General features: G+C 39.6%; 21 protein-coding genes and 1 tRNA gene. 5 read left to right on the top strand and 17 right to left on the bottom strand.

The features are described 5' to 3' along the window. Positions 1 to 7 precede the first annotated feature (7 nt). The 5 genes from IPM48_07480 to IPM48_07460 form a co-directional block, all read right to left on the bottom strand. On the bottom strand, positions 8 to 1,105 hold the full coding sequence (locus tag IPM48_07480; GenBank protein MBK9271422.1) for a DUF1016 family protein: 1,098 nt from the start codon (positions 1,103 to 1,105) through the stop codon (positions 8 to 10). Between the two features lie 10 nt (positions 1,106 to 1,115). Further along, complete coding sequence (locus IPM48_07475) at positions 1,116 to 2,759, bottom strand: AAA family ATPase (protein MBK9271421.1); 1,644 nt, start codon at positions 2,757 to 2,759, stop codon at positions 1,116 to 1,118. A gap of 31 nt (positions 2,760 to 2,790) precedes the next feature. Further along, a complete protein-coding gene (locus IPM48_07470; GenBank protein MBK9271420.1) occupies positions 2,791 to 2,985 on the bottom strand; it encodes a hypothetical protein in 195 nt (64 codons plus the stop codon). Positions 2,986 to 2,988: 3 nt separating this feature from the next. Beyond that, on the bottom strand, positions 2,989 to 3,111 hold the full coding sequence (locus IPM48_07465; GenBank protein MBK9271419.1) for a helix-turn-helix transcriptional regulator: 123 nt from the start codon (positions 3,109 to 3,111) through the stop codon (positions 2,989 to 2,991). 127 nt (positions 3,112 to 3,238) lie between these two features. Next, the gene (locus IPM48_07460) at positions 3,239 to 3,637 is read right to left on the bottom strand and encodes a hypothetical protein (GenBank protein MBK9271418.1); all 399 of its coding nucleotides are present in this window, start codon (positions 3,635 to 3,637) and stop codon (positions 3,239 to 3,241) included. Positions 3,638 to 3,716: 79 nt separating this feature from the next. Between IPM48_07460 and IPM48_07455 the strand changes: the two genes are divergently transcribed. Next, on the top strand, positions 3,717 to 3,944 hold the full coding sequence (locus tag IPM48_07455) for a hypothetical protein (GenBank protein MBK9271417.1): 228 nt from the start codon (positions 3,717 to 3,719) through the stop codon (positions 3,942 to 3,944). 313 nt (positions 3,945 to 4,257) lie between these two features. Here IPM48_07455 and IPM48_07450 read toward each other — a convergent pair whose 3' ends face one another. The 7 genes from IPM48_07450 to IPM48_07420 form a co-directional block, all read right to left on the bottom strand. Further along, positions 4,258 to 4,560 (bottom strand): helix-turn-helix transcriptional regulator, encoded by a 303-nt coding sequence (locus IPM48_07450; GenBank protein MBK9271416.1) that lies wholly within the window; start codon positions 4,558 to 4,560, stop codon positions 4,258 to 4,260. A 7-nt stretch (positions 4,561 to 4,567) separates the two neighbouring features. Then, positions 4,568 to 4,888: a type II toxin-antitoxin system RelE/ParE family toxin gene (locus IPM48_07445; GenBank protein MBK9271415.1), complete on the bottom strand. Its 321-nt coding sequence runs from the start codon at positions 4,886 to 4,888 to the stop codon at positions 4,568 to 4,570. Between the two features lie 298 nt (positions 4,889 to 5,186). Beyond that, complete coding sequence (locus IPM48_07440; GenBank protein ID MBK9271414.1) at positions 5,187 to 5,486, bottom strand: type II toxin-antitoxin system RelE/ParE family toxin; 300 nt, start codon at positions 5,484 to 5,486, stop codon at positions 5,187 to 5,189. Continuing rightward, entirely contained in the window at positions 5,483 to 5,728 is a 246-nt protein-coding gene (locus IPM48_07435) for a type II toxin-antitoxin system ParD family antitoxin (GenBank protein MBK9271413.1), read from the bottom strand. The genes IPM48_07440 and IPM48_07435 overlap by 4 nt, the downstream gene beginning before the upstream one ends. A 336-nt stretch (positions 5,729 to 6,064) precedes the next feature. Further along, positions 6,065 to 6,400, bottom strand: a complete 336-nt coding sequence (locus IPM48_07430) for a type II toxin-antitoxin system HicB family antitoxin (GenBank protein ID MBK9271412.1) — start codon at positions 6,398 to 6,400, stop codon at positions 6,065 to 6,067. Next, entirely contained in the window at positions 6,397 to 6,654 is a 258-nt protein-coding gene (locus tag IPM48_07425) for a type II toxin-antitoxin system HicA family toxin (protein MBK9271411.1), read from the bottom strand. Before IPM48_07425 ends, IPM48_07430 begins: the two co-directional genes overlap by 4 nt. 329 nt (positions 6,655 to 6,983) lie before the next feature. Beyond that, entirely contained in the window at positions 6,984 to 7,838 is an 855-nt protein-coding gene (locus IPM48_07420; protein MBK9271410.1) for a hypothetical protein, read from the bottom strand. Between the two features lie 668 nt (positions 7,839 to 8,506). On the opposite strand from IPM48_07420, the gene IPM48_07415 reads away from it, so the two are divergent. Then, positions 8,507 to 9,133 (top strand): SAM-dependent methyltransferase, encoded by a 627-nt coding sequence (locus IPM48_07415; protein MBK9271409.1) that lies wholly within the window; start codon positions 8,507 to 8,509, stop codon positions 9,131 to 9,133. A 178-nt stretch (positions 9,134 to 9,311) separates the two neighbouring features. Here IPM48_07415 and hflX read toward each other — a convergent pair whose 3' ends face one another. The 5 genes from hflX to IPM48_07390 form a co-directional block, all read right to left on the bottom strand. Continuing rightward, positions 9,312 to 10,520, bottom strand: a complete 1,209-nt coding sequence (gene hflX / locus IPM48_07410; protein ID MBK9271408.1) for a GTPase HflX — start codon at positions 10,518 to 10,520, stop codon at positions 9,312 to 9,314. A 61-nt stretch (positions 10,521 to 10,581) separates the two neighbouring features. After that, positions 10,582 to 10,935, bottom strand: coding sequence for a rhodanese-like domain-containing protein (locus tag IPM48_07405; protein MBK9271407.1), 354 nt, complete (start codon positions 10,933 to 10,935; stop codon positions 10,582 to 10,584). Between the two features lie 29 nt (positions 10,936 to 10,964). Continuing rightward, positions 10,965 to 11,039 (bottom strand) — tRNA-Val (locus IPM48_07400). Between the two features lie 68 nt (positions 11,040 to 11,107). Next, positions 11,108 to 13,912 carry a CHAT domain-containing protein gene (locus IPM48_07395; GenBank protein ID MBK9271406.1) on the bottom strand — a complete coding sequence of 935 codons (2,805 nt, stop codon included), beginning with the start codon at positions 13,910 to 13,912 and terminating at the stop codon, positions 11,108 to 11,110. Between the two features lie 113 nt (positions 13,913 to 14,025). After that, on the bottom strand, positions 14,026 to 15,537 hold the full coding sequence (locus tag IPM48_07390) for a S8/S53 family peptidase (GenBank protein MBK9271405.1): 1,512 nt from the start codon (positions 15,535 to 15,537) through the stop codon (positions 14,026 to 14,028). A 280-nt stretch (positions 15,538 to 15,817) separates the two neighbouring features. Between IPM48_07390 and purD the strand changes: the two genes are divergently transcribed. From purD to IPM48_07375, 3 genes are all read left to right on the top strand, one after another. After that, on the top strand, positions 15,818 to 17,086 hold the full coding sequence (gene purD, locus IPM48_07385) for a phosphoribosylamine--glycine ligase (protein MBK9271404.1): 1,269 nt from the start codon (positions 15,818 to 15,820) through the stop codon (positions 17,084 to 17,086). Then, positions 17,083 to 19,533: a bifunctional UDP-N-acetylmuramoyl-tripeptide:D-alanyl-D-alanine ligase/alanine racemase gene (locus IPM48_07380; protein ID MBK9271403.1), complete on the top strand. Its 2,451-nt coding sequence runs from the start codon at positions 17,083 to 17,085 to the stop codon at positions 19,531 to 19,533. The genes purD and IPM48_07380 overlap by 4 nt, the downstream gene beginning before the upstream one ends. A gap of 182 nt (positions 19,534 to 19,715) precedes the next feature. Next, complete coding sequence (locus tag IPM48_07375; protein ID MBK9271402.1) at positions 19,716 to 20,207, top strand: nuclear transport factor 2 family protein; 492 nt, start codon at positions 19,716 to 19,718, stop codon at positions 20,205 to 20,207. Positions 20,208 to 20,531 lie beyond the last annotated feature (324 nt).

The raw sequence follows: 20,531 nt of genomic DNA, 5'->3' as shown, positions 1-20,531 counted from the left end.
TGTTGGCTTATTCTTCTATAATTTTCTTTAGTTCAGCCTTGCTGGGCAATACCAATTTATATTTACTCGCAAAAATCTGTTGGTTGTTTTCAGGCAAGGTAATTTCTACCATGGAATCTTTTTTGTCTTTACACAGAATAATACCAATAGTGTTGTTTTCATCATCAAGTTTTACAAAGCGATCGTAATAGTTAACATACATCTGCATCTGACCAAGATCCTGATGTTTTAGTTTTCCTATCTTTAAGTCAATTAATACAAAACACTTTAAAATTCTGTTATAAAATACTAGGTCAATTCTATAGTGTTCCTCATCAAAAGTGAATCTAACCTGCCTGCCTGCAAACGTAAATCCATTGCCAAGTTCTAACAGAAAATGTTCCAGTTTGCTGATAATTTGTTCTTCCAGTTCAGTCTCTGAATAAGATGACAATTCGGGCAATCCAAGAAATTCAAGCACATAGGGGTCTTTTATTGCATCTATGGGTTGCTCAATAATCAGCCCTTTTTTCGACAATTCCTTTACTTTGTTATTATCCCTGCTTAAAGTCAGGCGAGTATAGAGTTCAGAATCCAGCTGGCGTTGCAGTTCACGAACGCTCCAGTTGTTCTTTGAACATTCTATTTCATAGAATTTTCGCTCATTAACATTATTTATTCTCATCAGAATAAGGTAATGAGACCAGCTTAGGCCGAAAACCGCAGGCAATGTTTCCAATTTTTCGCTATCTGATTCAGATATTGTTTGCAGGATTTTCAAACTTCTTTTCCGAGACACTGTTTCGGGAATTTGATTTTGCGAAATCCGAGACACTGTTTCGGATTTTCCATAAACAAGATAAAAGCGCCTCATATTCTCCAGGTTATCGACCGAATAACCTTTGCCAAACTCCTGATTTAGTGCAGCAGACAAGCCTTTTAAAAGTTCTTTGCCATAAACTGCTCTTTCTTTGCCATTTTGTTCTTCTTCCACAATCATACGGCCTATTTCATAGTAGGTGTAAACCATTGTGTGATTTACCGCACGCACTACATTGTTTCTTGCCGACAGTAGTAAATCTACAATCTGTTTGTAAAACTTTTTATTTAATGAAGAAGTTGTCATTTTAGAAATATTATGCTTCAGCAAAACTTGCAAATCCGTTATCAATAGCTCCTTTATACATACGGGCTATTTTTTCCAATGATAAGCGGTAAAGAACTTCAGGGCTATTCTCAAAATCAAAATCATCTTTACCGAAAACATCTGTAATCACTTTAATCTTGTCGGTAACACAAAAAGCCCCCAACTTTTCCAGAACCGGACTCAATTTTCTGCGTGAACCGTGCAGCTTGGGTAACAGTTTCTGCATAATGGCAATGTCAATCTTTTGATTGGTGGTAAGCGTATTATCCAAAACAGTAAGCTGATGAATCAATCGTAAAATTTCAGTAGCACTGCGGTAGCCAAATTCTGCTCCGGTCTTTTTCAACTCGCTAAAGAACTGAACCAAAGCAGTATTGATTTCATCAATATCTGTCGTAGTAAAATCTTTGCTGACAGCCATTTCCAGAAAACTTTTTGCCATTCCGGCACCTTTTCCGCTAAGTGCATCCATGTTAATGTCCTTGATGTTTCTCAGAAAGTTTGCCATTTCAACCTGCGTAACCCTGAACTCAATTGTGTTGGCTCTGTCGAGTACCTTGGGGCTGAACATATTGGTGGTTTCATCAATGTTTACGGTACCAATTATAAACAGATTGGAAGCGACTTTTAACCTGGCAGGCACTCCGTTTTCTATATTTCCGGTATATAGCGGAATTTCCTCATTCGATTCCATCACACTCAGGAAGTCTGCAAAATACCGTTCAACATGGCTCAGGTTCATTTCGTCCAGTATCAGAAAATGCGGCAGGTCGGGCTGCAGGTTGGCCTGAATAATTAAATCCAGCACACCGCTGTCGGGTTTCACATATTCTTCAGGCTTCAGGGCGTTGGGATAGCCAAGCAGCGGTTCGCGGTTGGTCCAGTCGGCACCCACAGGAATGATTCGGTACTGACTTTCATCCTGACAAATCCACTGCACAAAGGCCTGTGCCAGTTTGGTTTTACCTGAACCGGAAAGACCTGTAAGGATGACAAAGGGTTTGGTGAGGAGGGAGGCGGTGAATCTTGTGAATAAAATATCAGAATAGGACAATCCAGAGTTTTTAATTGAATTTTTTAGATTATTAAAATTGAATTCGGCATTTTTGTTTATATTAACGTCTAATAAATCAGAGCTAATTACATGAGGTAAATTGTTATTGGAAATGCTTTTATAAACGTTGTTTATTAGTGTAAGTAGTTTGAGTGGGCAAGGGGTTAAATAGGCTCCTTGTCTCAATTCTAATTTATTATTATAAAAAACCTCCGATTCATTATTAATCTCATCCAATAATATTTTGTTTTTGGGATTAAGTATTAAATCTCTAGATAATTCAGGAAGTAATTTCTCGAAATTTTCTAGTTGAATTAGATAAGCTGGTCCATCCCATTCAGTTCCTGGAATTCCGATTGATTCAATGACATTTGTTCTTGCAATTGATACAGCTACTATTTTCAAGTTGTCTATTAAATGAATAATGACATCTCCAGATTTAACAACTCTCATATTTTTGTAAATATCAGCGCCTCTCTTGTCTTTTTGAGGAGACCATAAAGCTTTTCCAAGAGCACGGTCACCTTCCAATCTATCTTGCCTTCCATTTACAAGGGTTTTTTCAATCCAATATTTCATAATTCATTAATAAGGTTCTTAATAGAAAATTCTAGTTTACAAAAATCACTGTGTGATATTTGCTAAGCGTTAAATCCGGATTTCCGGGCAGACTTTTATTGTGAAGCCTGTATCTAATGTAGTTTGCATGCAGGTATTTTCGCACCAGCTTTTCAGGTTTGGTGTTGGTTCCCTTTATCCGGCTCATATTGTAGCTTCGGGTAGCTTTGTCGTGTACATCTGTCATTGGCTACCTTTCAATTATTTTAAATTCATAATCGAGAAAAATGGAAAACCGAACAAGGTAGTCCACCGTAATGCTGAATTTGCCATTTTCAATTTTTGAAATGGTGGAGCGGTTGATGTCCATCATTTCCGCCAACTGTTCCTGGCTGTATCCTCTTTATTCACGCACCTGCCTGATTTTATCACCCAGTTTCAGGCGATAATCTTTAATCTGAGATTCTGTTGCGTTTAAATCTGTAGGCATGAAATTGTAATTAGTTTACAAACAAGGTTCCGGTATGTTCTTTTCCGTCTTTGTCTAGAATAGTCAGCCAAACATTTGTCTCCACAGCTTTAACCCCTTTTGTAAGGTCGAGTATAATTTTCTGTTCGCTCACTTTTACAACTTTTCCTGTCGCTTGTGAATAGTCGGCTTTGCTAATTGTTACTTCGTGACCTACAAGGTCAGAAGTGCCAACTTCTACAAATTCAAGGTCGTCAAGTAAAACTATGTTGATAGGAGGAAATGAAAGTCCTGTGTTAAGAGCCTTAATGTCTGCTCTTGGTCTTTCAACGTCTTCTTTGATTTCTAAAACTACGTAAAGTTGGTCTGGATTTTCGTCTGGTAGCGGTGAGTGAAACTTTGCTACTTGTCCTGGTTTATTTGGTCTCATTTGTCTGTGTGCAGAATTTATAGCGTTGCCCCCGTTGTTTAATTTGTTAAAGTGTCAAAGGTAAAAATATCAGTTTAAAATGGTGCAATATATTGAACATATTTTTCAACAATTTATCAATGTCAAGGTTGTTGCTATCGTCCGATGCGTTGGCAAAAAATGGCTTCCCGAAAAATCGGGACAGGCTTTTTGGTTTTGCGAAGGGTCGGCTTCCCGCTGGAGCGTGACAAGTCGTGCAGATGGGGCAAAAGCCAATCCCGCCACGTCGGGACAAGTTGTGCCAATTGTGCGATTGGCAAAAAATTAAAAAACAAAAAATGTGGGTCGGCAAAAAATAAATCTTCATTGCGTTGGCTGACGATTCGGGCATTCGGTTTGTTATTTATATTGTCCCTTTTGTTTGGTTCCATTTTCTGTCCGTGAATTGTTGTGCTGTCGTCTTTTAGGGTTTCCGCTAACGGAGCACGTGCAGGCGAGGGCAGGGGGCAAGTTGAACAAAAAATGCGAACACCGTCACTTTATACCAAAGGTAAGTAATAGTTTGAAAAAGAGGATATTGCCCTGCTCTTGCTTGCACGTTGTCAGCAGTGATTTTTCATTTTCCGTTAGTCAACCTGTTTTCAGAGTTTAATTGAAAGTTCAAGGTGTCCACCAAGTCCAAGTTCTACAATTTTTTGAAGTGTTGAAATACGAACTTCCTTGATGTTGTTTTCAATTTTTGAAATGTAACCTTTATTGGTTCCACATTTTTCTGCAAGTTCTTCTTGAGTCATTCCTCTCTCAAGTCGAGCTTGTTGAATCAGAAAACCAAGTTTAAAGGCTTCAAAACCTTTTTCAAATTTGTCACGTTTAGCGGTTCCTTTCTTGCCATATTGTTCTTCAACAAATTGGTCAAGTGTTTTTAAATTATTTTTGTTGTTCATATTCCTTTTAAATTTTTAAAGCTTTTTCAATTTCTAATTTTGGTGTCTTCTGTGTTTTCTTTTGAAAACCGTTCGCTAAAACAATAAGTTTGCCTTCGTCAAAAAAGCAGAAAATGCGAAAAATGTCACTTCCTTGCTTTACTTTGATTTCGTATAGTGCATCTGTCCCGATCATATGTACGAAATAGTCGGTCGGGATATTCTGTTGAGTTTCAATAATTCTAAATGTCCATAATATTTTGTCCTTTACTTTCTGTTTCTGTTTTTCAAAGAAGTCAGTAAAGTAGTTTTTATACAATGTAACTGTCCTTAGTTTTATTTCACCCATACGGCGCAAAGTTACAAAATGTTGTCCGAATGGACAACATTTTTTTTGATTTTTTATGTTTTGGAATTTTGTTTAGGCAGTCTTTCAAAAATCACTGCCAACGGGGCAATGGTTTTGGGCCTTTACAGTGTATTAAAGCCATTGTTCGGGGATAGTGCTGAAGGCATCTATCTCCTATGAAACAAAGTCAGTGCTCCGTTCGGGGGAATACCGAAGGCATTTCCTCGAACGTCCAAGGCTATGTGATGGATGCAGCGATAGCGAATCTATCATCATAGCCTTTGTTATGTAGGGTGATTTATTCATTTAACTGATTTTCAATATCCATTTTTTGATGTAATATTCTGTCGATGTATATGGTTTTTCCTTTGACTTTGTAGATGATCATATGTGATTTCACATTAATTCGACGATGTCCTTTTTTTATTTCATCGATTGGTTTCCCTGTATCTGAGTTTTCACAAATTTTATCAATTGCCGCAAATATCTCATTGTAATATTTGTTAGCTTGTTCTATAGACCACTTTTCAAGCGTATGTTCCCAAATATTATCTAAATCTTCTAACGCTAAAGTACTTATTTCAAAGTTAAGCTTCATTTAGTGTAACTTCTATTAAGTTTTTCTAAATGTTTTACTGGGTCAAAATTTTTCACATAACCACTTTTTTCTCCTGCTTCGATTGCATCCCGTAGGATCTTTATTTTTTGTTCCCTTTCATCGACAAGTCTCAGTCCTTCTCTAATGACTTCACTTGCAGAAGAATATCTTCCGGATTCGATACTTTTTTCGATAATTTGTTCAAAATATTCTCCTAAGGTTACTGATGTGTTTTTTGACATTTCTACATATTTTTGCAAAGATACCAATATTTGGTATAGTTGTAAAGTGTTCATCCTAATATTTTATCATCCTACATAACGGAGCACTGGCTTTGGGCCGTTACAATGGCTTAAAGCCATTGTTCGGGGATTTGCCGAAGGCATCTATCTCCGATGGCACAAAGTCAGCGCCCCCGTTCGGGGGAATGCCGAAGGCATTTCCTCGAACGTGCTGGTACTTGCGACGTGACGCGCTTCTACGGAAGCCAATAGTAAATCTTGATTTCATTTTTAGCTAAGAGTGAAACAGGTATCATTCAGCGGCATGATCGCAAGTTCAATGTTAGTGGATGGCTTTCATTTTACGAGTTGTTTTTTCATAGCATCTTGAACAAATTGATTAAGGCTAATGCCTTCTTTGGTTGCTTTGATGTAAGCTAGTTCATGAAGTTTAGGGTCAATTCTAACATTAAAAGATCCTTTAAATGATTTGTTTACATTTTTTCCTGTTTCTTCACACAAGGCTTTATAATCCAATACTGCTTCTTTAAATGACTTTTTTAATTCTTTTACTGAAGATCCTTCGAATGTTACTAAATCATTTACTCCTTCAAGTTTTCCAAAGAATGTTTCGTCCGCAGAAGAGAAGTGGACTGATCCAATAAAATCTTCAAATACCAATCTATCTATCATAATAGTTTATTTTGTTCAAGATGAGTTCGAATGAGCTTGGTTTGATATTCTTTTAATTCGTTTCCAGGGTGTGGTTTGTGCAATCTAATCAATAACCTTTTAGAGTCATTATAAAAAGCAACCCGAGAACCACTTGTTTTACCTATTTTGATTTCTTTATAACCAAATTTTGATAAAATATAGACCAATTCAGCATAAGTAATTGTTCCTGAACCACTTATTAAACGATCTACTATTTTTTGAAATTTACTCACACTGCAAATATACTACAACTAACATTTGCAACTGAAATTTAGTTCCACTTTTATTTAAGCTATCCACATAACTTATGTGCTAATGCAGTGGAGGGAATAGGAGCGCTAAAAAATGAAGCATAGCGGAATGTTTACCGCGTTCTACCCGTCACTGTCAACTGTGACAAAACCCTTGGTTGAAAACTAAAGATACAAATTTACACCAAATACCGCCATTGCATAAGCATTTTGGTAGCAGCTGGTGGCTTCGTAAGCCGTCCATATTTTTGTAAGTTTAATTCTGTTATTATCTGTCCACTTCCGCATATCCCGTGCTTGCAGTTGTGTGGTCAAAAGATAAACTGTGCTCTATTTTTCACAATTGTAAAAATTACCCCTCCAAAGTCAAAGTTTTGGTTACCGACATCCTCGGTAAGAACTAAGGTCAATTTTTTAATTTTTGGTTCATTTAGCTGATTGCTTATAATATAAGATATTGTCGGTTCATTTGGCTTAATAAATTTGTTTTTCTTTTTTCTGTATCCGACTAGCTCCAAAACAGGAATGAGGTCTCTCAGCTCTTTTTGTGAAATTGCCAACTCAATAGAAACTATTTTTTCAAACAGTTTATTTTTGCTTATCGAACTTGATAAAAATTGCTTGACGCTAACTTCTACAGAATCACCGAGTCCCCATTTCCGAAAACTCTCAACTGAGTAAGAACTCAACATTGGTATTAGGTGATTGTCCAGCTTATTACTAAGACGGTCATGGTGATTATACACGATTTCGGTTAATGTAAAATCTGACCCCACAAAATCATAAGAGACAATAGAGTCTTTGGCAACCATACGCCACTGTTGTTCCAATAGTTTTCCTTGTCCGGGTCTTCGTGTCTGGAAAATCAGGTAAGCTGTGCCTCGTTGTGTAGCAAAGTACCCTCTGCTAGGGTTGAAGTGGATAAAATTATTTTGACCATTTATGTAATAACTAAGTACCAACGGAGAAAGCAACATCGTATCATAGATACAAGACGCTAATTTGTTCTTAATAAAATCGTTTGCGACTAGTTTTTCAAAAGAAGCCGAATCCAAGACAATTTCTACGTGGCTAAAGTCGGACTTGATATTTTGACCTAAACTTACAGAACATGTTAACAACATGGCAAGGATAAAGACATACTTCAATTCTATAAGGTGCTGCATAAGTACTATTTTAATGGCGTTCCACTGCACAGTTAGTCAGTTGAAGTTTATTGTTTGGTCCCAAACTGATAATTGTCTATCCAAGAGTTCTGTTGATAAAATTGAAAGAAGTTTTGTTATGTAAAAATTTCATTGTCGTTATTGTCCTGAGCCGCTTACCTCTAACATCTATACTTTCGAAATTTCGTAGGTATTGCAAATATAATAATGGTATTAGCCATCTTTTTCATCGATTGGGCTTTTTATTTCAAATTTAAACTTATCTGCAATATGGGTATAAATTTCAGTGGTCTTTGAAGATGCATGTCCAGGGTATTGCTGGACGATTCTTGGATCAACGCCCATTAAGAATCATACAAGTAGCTTTGCCATTCGCGGGCTATATTCCACTGGTCTGAGCCAATGCAATGCACCCGACAATTGATGCCCTGCCTTCCACAGGGGCAGATGAATAAAAGAATCCGGATTTCTCAAAATTTTAAATGGCTTCGCCTCCGTCAGTTTTTGGATACTTCTCTGTATTCGACTGACTGTGAGCTTGATACAATCTTTGAAGCGAATCAAGATGCATCGGCCTGTGCTGCTCCCTTTTGTCTGGGCAAAGTTAGAATTTTTCCATGGATGAGAAGCCCTTCCGGGGATTGAATTAATTTTGCCCTCATTGGACCATGTCCATCCATCGTCTGTACAAGCCCATGCTTCTCAAACTCATTCAATCCGGCCAGCAGATCTCCGATGCGGAATTCAATAAAATCTATCCGCCCGCGATCCGCAAATTGGCCCTGACCCATTTCTCTCCCCTCGAGGTGAGCAAACAGGCTGTCGAATGGCTTTCCCATCCCGGGGTCTCGAAAATATTGGACATCGGCGCGGGCGCCGGCAAGTTCTGTACCATTGGGGCCGTTTGCTCCGATGCTTATTATTACGGGGTCGAACAAAGACTGGATCTTTGCAGCATCGCCAGAGGCGTTTGCGAGCGTTTTAAAATCTCCAGGGTGGAGATGATTCATGCGAATGTCCTGGACATTTCTTTCAGGGATTTCGAGGCATTTTATTTTTTCAATTCTTTCCACGAAAATCTATCGGTCGAAGAGAGAATCGATGACAGCCTCCTGCTTCACCGCGACTTGTACAATCGGTATTCTGAGCATGTCAGGGAGCAACTGGATGGAATGCCCCAGGGTACCAGACTGGTCACTTATTTTAGTCATCTGAAAGAGATTCCGGCCAGCTACCAACTGCAATGCAGCGAATTTGACCGCAAACTAAAACTCTGGATCAAAGCCGATGCCTGATTATTTGATCTGGTATAAATTTAAAAACAAATTGTAGAATGCCGGTTTCCCATTCATTCTTTCCAAACCGCTCAAAGTCTCAACTGCCCAACAGTTTTTCTCCCGGTGCTCAGTCAGTTTTTTGGGCTCACGCTGATGAAAACTGCAAGGCTAAAAACTAAATACTTACTCCCTTCCTTTAAAACTTCTTCGCCCGATACGGATACCGGATTGCATACATTTTCTCGATTTCAGCCTTCAACAAAACCCTGAGATTTTCGATGTTTTCCATGGACTTTGCCGAAATAAATTCCATTTGAACCTTGTATTTGTTTTGAAGACTGTCCTTTAGATCTGCTTCGATCTGATTTTTGGTGGCCTGATCCACATAATCGTCGAAAGTGATTTCTCTCCATCGGTCCATCTTATTGAAAATCATGATGAGCTTTTTTTCCTTCAGGCCCATGTCCTCCAAAGTTTTTTGAACCGTCTGAATCTGATCCTTAAAAGCCGGATGGGCTACATCAATCACATGCAAGAGTATATCACTTTCCCGTACCTCGTCCAGGGTGGACTTAAAACTTTCGATCAAATGATGAGGAAGTTTTCGGATAAATCCAACGGTGTCCGACATTAAAAAAGGCATGGCATCCCAGACGACTTTGCGCACGGTCGTATCCAGGGTGGCAAACAATTTATTCTCAGCAAAGACATCCGATTTACTCACCAGATTCATGAGCGTGGATTTACCCACATTGGTATAACCTACCAGAGAAACCCTGATCATCTCGTCTCTGTTTTTCCTCTGGGTTACGTTTTGAAGATCGATTTTTTCCAGTTTTTTCTTGAGAATGGCAATCTTTTCCTTGACGATCCTGCGGTCTGTTTCGATTTCCTGTTCGCCCGGCCCCCGCATCCCGATGCCCCCGCGCTGTCTTTCAAGGTGGGTCCACATCCCTCTCAGCTTTGGGTAAATGTACTGGAGTTGGGCCAGTTCTACCTGGGTGCGCGCCTGTGCGGTTTGTGCCCTGCTCGCAAAAATATCCAGGATCAAAAAGCTGCGGTCGATGATTTTTACTTTCAGAATTTCTTCCAGAATATTTTGTTGCTTGCCACTCAGATCATCGTCAAAAATGACCATGTCCGCCGGAAACAAATCAATGTAAGCCGCTATTTCCTCCACCTTTCCTTTGCCGATGTAGGTACGGCTGTCGGGTCCGTTTAGTTTTTGGATGTACCGCTTGATCACCAGGGCACCGGCCGTGAGGGCGAGAAACTCCAATTCATCCAGATGCTCCTGCACCAATGCCTCCGATTGACCCGGCAAGATCAGACCCACTAAAATGGCCTTTTCGGGTTCTTGAGAATTGGGCCGGGAAACCTGTCTGGTATTCCAGCTAGAATTCAAAATTAATTACATTAAATATTAATCAAATATATAAAATATTTTATATCAATATTTTATATTCCTACTTCAGATTGCTCAAACCGCCAAGGTTTACCGCATTTTTGAATCCCTTCTTTTTTAAGAACTCAGCGGCGTCTCCGGCTCTACGTCCAGCAGCGCAATAGAGATAATAGGTCTTGTTCTTATCAAAATTGACACTGGCTTTTTCAAAATCGCCATTGCTCCAATCGTAATGTTTTGCAAGTTGGTGATGACCTGCATTCCATTCTTCGATGCTGCGCACGTCAATCAGAATTCCCGGTTTTTTATCCATCAATTCTTTGACATTCACCGTTTTGGATTGAGCGAAACTGGATTGGATAAAACCAAAGCTAGTAAAAGAGAGAACCAAAAGAAAGATTGGATGGATTTTCATTGCAGTCTATTGTTTATGATAAAAAAAAGTGGGTGTTGGCAGGCTCGAACTGCCGACCTCCGCCCTGTCAAGGCGGCGCTCTGAACCAACTGAGCTAAACACCCAATGAGGCGCAAAGATAAAAACATTGGGTTTGCCGGCTGTTCGTTTTTTAGAAATCTTTTGGAATGTGCTATCTGCGCTTGAAAACCTGCCACAGTAATAAGACAAGAAGAAGGATGACCAACGAAACAAACATCCACCAGTTATTGTCCTGATCAACAGCCGCTGGAGCCGTATTGCCAATCAGGATCATGCCTGCCCAGTTTTCAGGATATACTCCTTTACCGGCATTCAGAAAATCTCTTTTGCTGGTGGCCAATGCCACATCCTTGGGCATTTTTTCTTTGAGAAAATACTTGTAAAAGGCCGGAACGATCTGTGCAGCTCCGCTGGTCTGAATTTTCCAAAGCGTGGTGATAAATGATTTTACTCCGGCGTAGGCAAATCCTCTGGCCAGACTGATGTTTCCCTCTCCTTCCATGTGCTCGCCCAGGGCGGTCTCACAAGCGGTCAGGGTAATGAGCTCCTGATTCAATTTGTGGTGATAGAGCTCCTCCAAATAGAAAAACTGAGTGGTATCGGGTGTGGTAGAATTTTGACGAAAGGCAATAAAACTCTGATCCGGATCCTGAGAAACAAAACCATGCGCGCAGAGATGGAGATAATTGTATTTCTGGATGGCTTTTAAAAATTCCTCTTTGCTCGATTCAGGATTCAACTTTGCATCGGACACCTGTGACTGAATGCTCTTAACTTCTGCTTCCTGATTTACCATAAAAGGAAGTGTGGTGGACTCCTTTTGAAATACAGGAGCAAACAAAGCGAGTTGATTGGAAAGATTTGAATTTACCGAACGCAGCTTCATCTCCTGGAGCAGACTGGCAGAAAAGCAGTAGCTAATGGATTTGTTCTGTATCAGATAATTCTGACTTTTGGCTTGCAGGACCAGATCATTACCCGGTTCGTCCACTTTACACAACAAGGCATCAAACGAAAGATCATTGAGTCTGCCATCAGGTATTATGATTAGTCGCTCGGGTAAGGTGTACTGAGCCATGGTTTTTCCCAATAGGTTTCGATAAAGTGTGTTGGAGGCTTCGATAAATTTTTTCGATTTGAGTGGATCTACACTTCCCTGTTCATTTTCCGGATTGATGTTGTCATAGAACTGATCGATTAAAGAGTAGAGTTCGTCCTTATGAATTGGAATGGTATCCAAAGCAAATAAATCTTTGGTCAATACGAATACATTGAGTCGCTCCTCCTGCACAAAATACTGTAGCATGGCTTGATTGCTGTCCAATAAACTTTGCTGGATGGCACTAATGCTGATGTCGGGGCCCTTGAATTTAAGTGCAAAATAGTCCGGAGCTTGTTTTTTTAGTTTTGACAAGAAAGCTATTTTCTTTTGTTCGACAACATGTTTCACTGAATCTGATCCATTAACGGCTTTTAATTCAAGTTGATTTAGTTCTTCCTGATTTCTTTGCAATTCTTTAGACAACAACTCAGAAGCATTCTTCAATCGTGAAGCTTCCAACAAAGAGAAAGCTTTTCCCTGTTCGGCAATTTTAAAAGCTTGCTCCAGATAAAAAGAATCTTTGGATAAATAATAAAGCTGTTTGATATCCTCAAATGCATCCGGCAACCATTCCTGGGATTGTTTTGCCAACAACATCTTGGCCTCGTCGTTGATTAAGTTTGCACGCAAATCATTGATCAATGCAAACAAGGTATCATAGGCAGCATTGGCGTAAGGCAAGAGGGCAAGACTGTCCTGAGCCAATCGGAGTCGGAGTCTTCCAATAGAACCAAGTAATACAAGACTTGATTTATAGTCGATTCTGAATACACCAATATTCGGCAGTTCTCCTGGTTTAAGATTGGGACCGAATAACAAAAGTGCTTGAAAATAAGCCATGCTTGCAGAATCAAGCTTGTTGGCCTTGTACAAATTTGCTCCCAATCCTAAATACATTGGAATGTTATTAAAATGTGTTGGGTCAGAAAGTTTTTCCAAGACCTGAATACCAGCTCTGCCCGCCTCAATCCCTTTATCAAATTCTAAAGTTTTAAAATAAACATAAGTCAAATTCCTTTTTATAATCGCAACCCTTGCATAATCTTGCAATTCATAAAATTTACTTTCAGCTTGTCTAAAATTGGTGATTGCCAATCGATAATACTTTTCTTTTGCATGGGCATCAAGCTGTAAATTGGCCAAAGCAATCAATAAAAACCCTCTCAAATTCTCTAATCTCCCAATGTATTCTTGATATATTGATACCTGACCATAATTTACAAGTTTAGCATCAATTTGATCTATAACAACCATCAAATGCTTTATGTAATCTTCCTGAAGTTCAATATTTAAAAAATTTTCAACCAATGAAACCAAAACTCCAAATGCTTCATTGATTTGTTTGGGATCCTCCCCTCGGGTTGAATCCATTTGCACTAAAATCTTACTAATCATTGAACTCGCCAAATTATAGGCTTGATCGAATTCATTCAACTGGTTCAAAGTTTGCAATTTTAAGATTAAGGCTAAATTACTTAAATAGAACCCTGCCTCAGCTGAATACAATTGAATAGAGTCAAAGTAAGCAATTGCTTCGCTGTAATAAGACTCGTGGAAATAACAACTCCCAATGTTGTAATATGCTCTTAATACATCATACTGATTGGAGGATTGATAAAAATGTCTTCTAAGCTTAACAGCTGCAAAAAAACAGGTTCTTGCATTTTTCAAATTTAGATCCATTATTTCCCTTCCCTTATTATGAAACTTATCAGCAAGAAATAAAAAATTTGAATCTTTTTGAAATCCGTCAAAATTTCCATCTAAAATGAGCCCCGCGCGAACAATCCAATTACTATCAGTAACATTCACATTATTTTCCAATTCAAGATTGAATTTAGCAACATTTATCATATTGCTCTTGTCAATACTATTTTTAATTTGATAGCAATTACTGAGCTGAAATAATAGAACACTTTGAAAAGCAAGAATTGAAAATCTTTTCAAATAATCCATCCTTTTAAGAATTATCTTAGGTCACAAAGGCATTTTTGAAGCGAACTTCTATCAATTTTAATTAGATCTCCACCGATTTTATCACAATAAAAATTGGTACCACAAATAGATTTTAACCTTTGTTTGACGTCTGCCGGACTTAAACCCTGACTAATCAGTATACTTGCCATCCTACTTACCAATGGAGCCGCATAAGACGTGCCTGACATATATTTTAAAGTTCTTGTTGAACCACTGATCAAGTCAGCATTTTCAGGTATGGCAGGTGCAATAATTCTCTCACCTGTTACATAAAAATCAACCATCCTACCTACTCCTGATGTATCAAAATTTGAAAACTCTGCAAGCCCATCTTCTTTTTTATTCAATGCTCCAACTGAAATCAAATTATTGACACTATCGGAATTGGCCAAACACGCTGGGAAAAACAAATAATCTCCCATCACACAACTATCATTTCCTGCACCTGCAACGAAAAGTATATCCGGATTGCTTCTAAAAATTCCACGAAATTGTTCTTTTAGTTTATCAATAATCAATATTACCTTACTGTCAGAATGGGTATTTCCATACGAAAGACCCCAGCTCATGTTAATTATTTGCGATTGCTGATCAATTGCATACTGCAGTCCACAAAGGGCATCAAATAATGTGCCTGCTCCTGAAGCTGTCCCGAATATAGCAACGTTGTTTATTTTCATATCAATAGTAAGTCCAAAATTTGGAACGGACCTTCCTGCTAAAACCGCATTCACTGCAGTACCATGCCCCATCTTATCGTCTGGTTCACTTCCAAATGAACTAGACGATAAAACCATATTTATACCATATTGATTGGTTGAGCTTTTACAACATGGAATTCCATTATTAAAATAATTCCAATTGCCTTCTGGACGTTGGCGCAGGTAGCTTAAAAATTGATTTGGATCCAATTCAACACCTGAGTCCAAAATTGCTATTTTTACACCATCAGGTCCTCTACATTCTATCATTTTACCAGTTAACGATTCTGGAAGTTCTAAATCTGAAATTGCAATGGTATCTTCATTCAAATAAAAATTCGGAACACCAACAGATCGAACAGTTCCTGTACCCGCAACAGGAGGTGGGGGTACTACATCAATTGGATCAACAGAAATATCAGAACTTTCCCACAATTCAAAATTTTCTCCACACGGACAAGTTTTTATTTTTACATAGCCATGTTTTTTCAACACAGGAAGAATGCTATCATAAACCAAATCTTTATCACTCTTATCAATAATCAATTGGTTGCAAACATATTTTAAAGAGATTTTTCTTTCGCTGGAATTTGCTGGATCTAATTTAAAATTTCTTACTGAAAATGAGATTTCTTTTGGAGAAGGACAGATATTTTGATTGGCCGCAATTGTACTTGGTCGAACGCAAGGATCGTCTACAGGTTCCTTACAACAGCTTGAACAAATGTCGCAACATCCAGAAACCCCAATAAGGATTAATAAAAGAAAAAACAACAAATTTGTAAATCTTGTAGTAGCCATAATTAATGTTTTTAAAGGTTTTGTTTGATTGTGTAAAAATAGCAGAATAATTAAGCCAAACAACAAAAATAATTTTTCTCTCTGGCCAATTCCGGTCTTATACCAGAATGACCCATCCATCAAAAGTGTTTTTCAAAAATATATAAGTTGGTGATTGTCGTAATATTAAAAAACTACACGTAGGTACATATTGAGATTACCCTGCCACATCAGCATTATTGAGCCAGTCCGGAGTTGATTTTAAACTATCTTTGCAAGACCAAAATCAGACTAAAGTCGTATGAAAATTCTCCTTCTGGGATCCGGTGCCCGTGAACACGCCATGGCTTATAAACTTTCCCAAAGCCCTCTGACCACAGAACTGCACATTGCACCCGGTAATCCCGGAATGACTAAACTTGGGATGCTACACCCCATGGACATTGGACATCATCAGGACATTCTCGATTTGTGCAGAGCCCATTCCATGGATATGGTCATCTGTGGTCCCGAAGCACCTCTGGCTGAAGGACTCATGGATTTTCTGGAAATCCATCATCCGAAGCTTATACTCATCGGACCAAAAAAACAAGGAGCTCAGCTGGAAGCAAGCAAAGCATTCGCCAAACAATTTATGCTCAGGCACAACATTCCTACCGCCCGATACCGATCTTTCAATCATCATCAGATAGAAGAAGCCATCGAATACGGAAAATCCCTGGGCCTTCCACTGGTCATCAAAGCGGATGGACTGGCTGCTGGAAAAGGTGTAGTGATCACCCAAAGTCAAGCCGAATCAGAAGAGGAAATCCGCTCCATGCTCGGCGGAAAATTTGGCGATGCTTCTACTCAAATTGTACTGGAAGAATTTTTAAGTGGAATAGAATTTTCGGTATTCGTTCTTACCAATGGAAATCAATATGCATTGCTTCCCACCGCCAAAGATTACAAACGAGTGGGTGAAGCGGACACCGGACCCAATACAGGGGGAATGGGTTCCATCTCTCCGGTAGCTTTTGCCGATGAAGTCATGATGGAAAAAGTGAAAAACAAAATTATCCTGCCTACCATACAAGGTCTGCAAAAAGACGGTCTGGCGTATCAGGGATTTATTTTCTTTGGTCTGATCAAGGTAAATAATGAGCCTTATGTCATCGAATACAATTGCCGTCTGGGAGATCCTGAAACAGAATCCATCCTCCTGAGACTTGATTCTGACCTTGTAGAACTTTGTCTGCTTTGTCATCAGGGAAAACTGGAAAACACCAGGCTCAAAATTTCTGATCAACACGCAGCAACCGTCTTCCTGGTGAGCGGCGGATACCCCGGAGAATTCGAAAAAGGGAAACACATTGGCCATATGCCCGCATTGAAATCAAACGAACATATATTCTTTGCAGCTGTCGCTCAAAAAGACCATGCTCTCATTACTTCCGGTGGACGTGTGCTCGCAGTCAGTTGCCTGGCAGAGGACAGAGTTTCTGCCGTTCAGAAAGCAATGGATCTGGCAAATCAAATTTCATTTGAAGGCAAATATTACCGCAAAGACATCGGTTTTGATTTATCATGAAAAGCTATACCATTCATGAACTTAGCGAAATCCTTCACGCCAAGCAGCGATGCAGTGGTCCGGACTCATTGGTTCTTTCAAAAGTAGAAACAGATTCGAGGTATGTGACCTTACCGGAGAAAACTGTATTCTTTGCATTGGATGGAATTCATACAGCCGGACATCTCTACATTCCTGAACTGGTCCAAAAAGGCGTCGCAGCTTTTGTGACCCATCATCCAATAGAACCCATGGATCATGTATGGATTTTGCAGGTGGACGACAGCCTGGCTGCACTTCAAACATTGGCTGCTCATCACCGCAAAAATTTCAATCTACCTGTCATCGGAATCACAGGGAGCAATGGCAAAACCATCACCAAGGAATGGCTGAGCCAATTATTGGGTCAGCAATACAATGTTTGCAGAAATCCAAAGAGCTACAACAGTCAGCTGGGTGTGGCCTTGTCTGTCATGGATTTGGATTCCTCTCATTCAATTGCGATTTTTGAAGCAGGAATTTCTCAGCCGGGTGAGATGCAAACTCTGTCTGAAATCATCGCGGCGGATTTTGGTATTTTTACCAACATCGGAGACGCCCATGACAACGGCTTTCTACACCGCCATCAAAAAATTCTGGAGAAAAAAAGGCTGTTTGCGCGCTGCAAGAATTATTTGTATTGTGGAGATTATCCGGATTTACACGAAGTACTGCAAGAAGATCCAGCCGCCATCAGTTGGGGTGCCGGGGTTCACAACCAGCTTCAAATCCATCTCCATCAAAAGAGTGAATCGGATTTTCCGTCCTTGAAATTCAATTGGAACTCACAAGATTTTCATTTTGAACTTCCTTTCAAAGACCAGGCCTCCATCGAAAATCTGACACATTGCATCATCGCTGCGCTGTATTTTGGTCTGACAGAAAATGAAATTCAGCAGACCGTCCAGAAGCTGCATGGACTGCGACTCCGACTCGAACAAAAAGAAGGACTCCACGAATGTGTTTTAATCAATGACAGTTATTCACTGGACTTAAAATCACTTTCTCTGGCCTTGCGATTTCTCGATCAGCAAAACGATAATTTGTCGCGCAGTCTGGTGCTTTCTGATTTTGCCAGAAGAGATCACGACACTGCATTGCTCACTGAACTCTCCGGATTGATCCATCAATTTAAAATTCGCAGGGTCGTCGCCATTGGAGAACAAATAGCGGGAATAAGATCCTACCTGAATCCAAACATCGCGTTTCACCATTTCAACAGCACAGAGCATTTGATTCAACAAGCCGATGGCATTGGATTTCACAGAGAATGTATTTTGATTAAAGGTGCCAGACAATTTGCCCTTGAAAAGTTTTTTCAGTCCTTCTCTCTATCCAGACATGATACCATTCTCGAAGTGGACCTGGCCTCTATTCTCCACAATGTATCTGTTTACAAATCCCGTCTCAAACCAAGTACCAGAATCATGGCAGTGGTCAAGGCATCTGCTTATGGTTCGGGACAATATGAAATCGCCAAATTTCTTGAACACAAAGGAGTGGATTATCTTGCTGTAGCCTATCCCGACGAGGGGATTTTGCTCAGACAAAAAGGAATCCGCAGCAGAATCATGGTGATGAATACAGCCCATGCTGATTTTGGCGAACTAATGGAATTCCAACTCGAACCAGAGATCTTTTCAGCTACTCAGATTCAAAGAATTCTGGACTCGGTAGGCGGTAATCCCATCGAAATTCATCTCAAAATCGAAAGCGGGATGAATCGACTCGGACTTGCTCCAGAGGATGTAAGCACTGTGTCAAATTTGATCCTATCAAACCCGCACATCAAAATCGCATCCGTATTCAGTCATTTGTCTGCAAGCGATCAAGAGGAGTTTGATCCATTTACAAAACGTCAGTTTGAAGTATTTAAAAAAGCCTTTGACCAGATTTGCGATACCATAGCTTATCGACCGATTGCACACCTCTTAAACAGTGGAGGAATCAGCAGACACCCGGAACTCCAATTGGACATGGTCAGATTGGGCATTGGTTTATACGGTATCGACCATGACCCTTACATTTCCCATGTATTGGAAAGAGTTCACAGCCTCAAAACCAGAATCAGCCAAATCAAAACGGTGGAAAAAGAACAAACCATCAGCTACAATCGATCTGGCAAGGTCCATCGTGCTTCGCGTATTGCGGTCCTGAGTATGGGGTACGCTGATGGCTTACCGCGCATCGCCGGTGAAAGAAAATTTAAGGTGTTGGTCCATGGATCAAGGCAACCGTTGATCGGGGTGGTCTGCATGGACATGTGCATGGTGGATGTCACGGACATTCCTGAAGCCATCGAAGGAGATGAGGTAGAGATCTTTGGGAAAAACAACGACATCAGCCAACTTGCCGAATTGTGTGATACCATACCTTATGAAATTCTATGCGGTATTTCACATCGCGTGCGAAGGGTATTTGTACAATGAATGGGAAACCATGCTGAAAAAAAAATGACCATCATTTAGCAAGCAAGGGGCGTATATTATAACGATTTGTCAATAGAATCCCAATTTGATCACAATTTGCTTGTATTCCTATGTCAATTGCTTTAAAAACTGATTGTTTCTTTTAACTTTGGAGATTATTCAACAAAACAAAATCATATCAAATGAAACCACAAAATCTTATTCTGAACTTGGCAGGAGCAATCCTGGTTTTATTATCTTCCTGTGCAAAACCTGCAGAAACTCCGGCAGCGGCAAGCATTGACATGGATGCATTGAAAACTGAAATTCAGGCCATGGAAGATGGATTTGCTGCAGGAGAAAAAGCAAAAGACGCGGAGGCAGTTGCTGCCTATTACAGTGAAGATGCCGTTAGTTATCACAAAGGCAATGACCCAATTGTGGGTAGAAGCGCCATCAAAGAAAGAATTGCCAGCAGAATGGCGGCTGATTCATCCGGCAATCAAAATGTTTATAAGATCGTGGATTTATTTGCGGATGGAGATTTGGCGGTAGAGATCGGTTCTTGGACAGAAGTAGCTCCTGATAGCACAGAAAAAGACAAAGGATACTATTTATCTGTTTTCAAGAAGAAAGATGGAAAATATCAATGCATTCGCGATATGAGCATCTCTACGACACCGGAAAAAAAGTAATTGCAATTTGATTTTTTCAGAAGAAACAAGGCACTGATTCTTCTAAAAAAGGAGCCAAATTAAATTGGCTCCTTTTTTTTATCTGCCTTCAAATTTATTGAACCCAGAATTGTCATTAGAATTCTATTACGAGCCAAAATAGCTTTAAATGCAAGCCTCTTCTCGAAATTCGTGCTCAATGAAATATAACTTCACCTCCGCGCGAATTTCTTTCGAGGAGTCTTGCCTTTGTTGCTCTTTTGGCTCTCATTACAAAATCTAATGACAATTCTGGGTTAAACCCAAATGAATGCAATCGCTCATAATGAACTCCATCCGGGAGCT

Source organism: Saprospiraceae bacterium (assembly GCA_016715965.1).
Lineage (GTDB): Bacteria > Bacteroidota > Bacteroidia > Chitinophagales > Saprospiraceae > Vicinibacter.
Note: the sequence above shows the minus strand (reverse complement) of the source record. Positions and strands in the feature narration are given on the sequence as shown.

Coding starts and splice junctions, on each gene's coding strand:
- IPM48_07380 (MBK9271403.1), top strand. CDS start 17,083: ATGAAAAGCTATACCATTCATGAACTTAGCGAAATCCTTCACGCCAAG.
- IPM48_07475 (MBK9271421.1), bottom strand. CDS start 2,759: ATGAAATATTGGATTGAAAAAACCCTTGTAAATGGAAGGCAAGATAGA.
- IPM48_07445 (MBK9271415.1), bottom strand. CDS start 4,888: ATGGGTGAAATAAAACTAAGGACAGTTACATTGTATAAAAACTACTTT.
- IPM48_07440 (MBK9271414.1), bottom strand. CDS start 5,486: ATGAAGCTTAACTTTGAAATAAGTACTTTAGCGTTAGAAGATTTAGAT.
- IPM48_07470 (MBK9271420.1), bottom strand. CDS start 2,985: ATGACAGATGTACACGACAAAGCTACCCGAAGCTACAATATGAGCCGG.
- IPM48_07420 (MBK9271410.1), bottom strand. CDS start 7,838: ATGCAGCACCTTATAGAATTGAAGTATGTCTTTATCCTTGCCATGTTG.
- IPM48_07435 (MBK9271413.1), bottom strand. CDS start 5,728: ATGTCAAAAAACACATCAGTAACCTTAGGAGAATATTTTGAACAAATT.
- IPM48_07405 (MBK9271407.1), bottom strand. CDS start 10,935: ATGAAAATCCATCCAATCTTTCTTTTGGTTCTCTCTTTTACTAGCTTT.
- IPM48_07455 (MBK9271417.1), top strand. CDS start 3,717: ATGGTGCAATATATTGAACATATTTTTCAACAATTTATCAATGTCAAG.
- IPM48_07450 (MBK9271416.1), bottom strand. CDS start 4,560: ATGAACAACAAAAATAATTTAAAAACACTTGACCAATTTGTTGAAGAA.
- purD (MBK9271404.1), top strand. CDS start 15,818: ATGAAAATTCTCCTTCTGGGATCCGGTGCCCGTGAACACGCCATGGCT.
- IPM48_07460 (MBK9271418.1), bottom strand. CDS start 3,637: ATGAGACCAAATAAACCAGGACAAGTAGCAAAGTTTCACTCACCGCTA.
- IPM48_07395 (MBK9271406.1), bottom strand. CDS start 13,912: ATGATAAATGTTGCTAAATTCAATCTTGAATTGGAAAATAATGTGAAT.
- IPM48_07390 (MBK9271405.1), bottom strand. CDS start 15,537: ATGGCTACTACAAGATTTACAAATTTGTTGTTTTTTCTTTTATTAATC.
- IPM48_07415 (MBK9271409.1), top strand. CDS start 8,507: ATGTCCATCCATCGTCTGTACAAGCCCATGCTTCTCAAACTCATTCAA.
- IPM48_07430 (MBK9271412.1), bottom strand. CDS start 6,400: ATGATAGATAGATTGGTATTTGAAGATTTTATTGGATCAGTCCACTTC.
- IPM48_07480 (MBK9271422.1), bottom strand. CDS start 1,105: ATGACAACTTCTTCATTAAATAAAAAGTTTTACAAACAGATTGTAGAT.
- IPM48_07375 (MBK9271402.1), top strand. CDS start 19,716: ATGAAACCACAAAATCTTATTCTGAACTTGGCAGGAGCAATCCTGGTT.
- IPM48_07465 (MBK9271419.1), bottom strand. CDS start 3,111: ATGATGGACATCAACCGCTCCACCATTTCAAAAATTGAAAATGGCAAA.